Genomic DNA, 2243 nt, shown 5'->3' on the forward strand with positions numbered 1-2243 from the left:
TTTTTAAGATCTCGCACTCCTCTTCAGCCACTTTAAGCTGTCTTTTGAGGCGCTTATTCTCTTCTAGCACAGCCATAAGCTGTGGATCATACTGCTCAGTCCCTTCAAGCTTGCCTTGGTTGGCTTTATTATGCCAGTTTGATAAGGTTTGCATCGCTATGCCAAGCTGCTTTGCAGTAGCTGAAATATTGCCGTTATTGTCTGCTATCTTCTTGACGGCTTCTGCTTTAAATTCTGTGCTGTAAGTTCTTACTTTCTTGGTCATGGTAAACTCCTGTTATTGTGCTTAGTTTACCAAGTTTAGGTGTACGGTTTATTCAGCATAGCTCAATCTAGGGGAGGAACCATTTTGTAGGTTGTGACGATTGGAGAGTCCAGCGTCACGGGTAGTGATATCTTTAGATACTATTTATTTAAACCAAGGATATTCATCATCCTTAAGTACCCGATAGTCACTATCGTATAGGGGTAGATCTCTTTTAGTTATACCATTGTCCAGATAGGCGACGATTTGACCGTCTATTATATCTATAACCAAAGCGGCAGGTCTTTTATCTTCTGCAAAATACTGTCTAAAGATATTAAATATCTCTACATCACCCTCAGGTTGTTCTCTTTGATCTGGATCGTTTTGAGTAACAATGATGTTGCCTCTATAACGCTTGCCCTCTCTTTTAAAGTATATTCGATACCATGCAGGGACTGTTTGTTTGTCAGTATAGACTGATAAATCAAGTTCAGGTTTTGCTATGAACGACATATTCCCATTTATTAAAAACTCAGTATAACCATGTAGGTCAAGCGTAGTGGCTAAATGCCAAGGAAACTTTTGGGTGTTAAACGCCTTCCATCTATCGTACGGAACAGTGCCATCAGCTCTTTGCACTTGAATATGCTCAGGTAGCTTGTCAGTAAAGCCTGCTAAATATTTTTCTTCACTTAATCCCTCAGGATTGAAGTGATTAGCCTCTGCGAAGTACTCCCATGAGATGTCCACTTCTTTAGCCTGAAACTGTGCCACTTCTTCTACTTGTGCCCAGCCAAGGCGCATAGAGACAAAACCACCAGGAGCTAAGGCGAAATGAATCTCCTTAAATTTTTCTGTTTTTAACTTGTTTTCTATATCCATACTTAATTTTCGATTAAACTCTCGTAGAATTATTTCTTTAGGTATTCTCGCTCTGACATGATAGTACTTACCTTCGGTAGGCGACAGCCAAGTTAGATTAATACCGTCAGGTAGCATCGATCCACCACCTGCTTGTGCCCCTGCTGATCGCCAACCGCCATTTGCGTGAGCTGTAAATCCTATTCTTGCGCCATTGTCGTACATCCAAAAGGATTCACCTGCCACCAGCTCTACTGGATAATGACGCGGTGCAAATATAAAGGTTTCCCATGGGGTCTTTTGCTCATTCATAAACTTATCCTTTATAGAGGTGGCTAAGGTTTTGCCCTGCGATGATAGACACGCCGATAATAAGAGAACGACAGCGGAGAGCGCGATTAATAGGATTGATTTCATGTGCTGTCTCTTTAGACTTCATATCGGTTACGATTAATTTGATAAACCTAGCTATCATTTGCTACTTTTGGCACACCGCTACTACAATTAAATTCAGTTGTTCCTACTGGTAGATTGTATTTCTTCCAGTAGCGACGTATCTCAGGTGTGGTCAGTGGTTTACCCTGACAGTCTTTAGGCAGGACTGTTTGAGCACCTTCGCATACATAGTATAAAGTACCCTTAGGCAAATTGTTTCTTATCCAAAATGCATTAGCTTTACTTTTAGCAACGCCATTAAAAGTTATTTCTCCAGTCATAGGATTTATCTCGTCAGTGCATTCGTTGACAATTTGACCTAGATCATTTTTTAGATAGTCTTTTTGCTCGCCAAAGAGTTGACCTGTAGGCGTAAAACACGCGGTTAAGCTTAAGGTGCAAATAGAGAGTGTAAATAGTTTTATTGATTTCATAGTAGCTCCTAGTTGTGAAAATTAACCATCAATGACTTCACGATAAAATTGGTTAGTTTCTGGATTAATTCTAGGTATACCAACTGAAATGACATCATCTTTGACACCTTGCCCAACCTTAGTCGACCATTCTAAATATTTATTAAACATTGTGTTTCTTAGGTTAACATCTTTCACGCTAACGTAAGGTTGTAAATTCTGATCGTTATTAACTATAGTAGCGTATATAGTCAGTTCAAAATAAAATTGTTATGGCCAGGACAAAT

3 protein-coding genes are annotated in these 2243 nt (G+C 39.6%); all 3 read right to left on the bottom strand.

The window, feature by feature from the left end:
- Nucleotides 1-265, bottom strand: a 265-nt coding sequence (locus tag CXF65_RS00875; RefSeq protein ID WP_157823964.1) for a transposase, incomplete at its 3' end; no start/stop codon positions are given.
- Between the two features lie 144 nt (nucleotides 266-409).
- Entirely contained in the window at nucleotides 410-1525 is a 1116-nt protein-coding gene (locus tag CXF65_RS00880; protein ID WP_025653324.1) for a DUF2931 family protein, read from the bottom strand.
- Nucleotides 1526-1572: 47 nt separating this feature from the next.
- Nucleotides 1573-1977 (bottom strand): hypothetical protein, encoded by a 405-nt coding sequence (locus tag CXF65_RS00885; protein ID WP_025653323.1) that lies wholly within the window; start codon nucleotides 1975-1977, stop codon nucleotides 1573-1575.
- Nucleotides 1978-2243: the final 266 nt, after the last annotated feature.

It is taken from the genome of Psychrobacter sp. Sarcosine-3u-12 (assembly GCF_002836005.1).
Lineage (GTDB): Bacteria > Pseudomonadota > Gammaproteobacteria > Pseudomonadales > Moraxellaceae > Psychrobacter > Psychrobacter okhotskensis.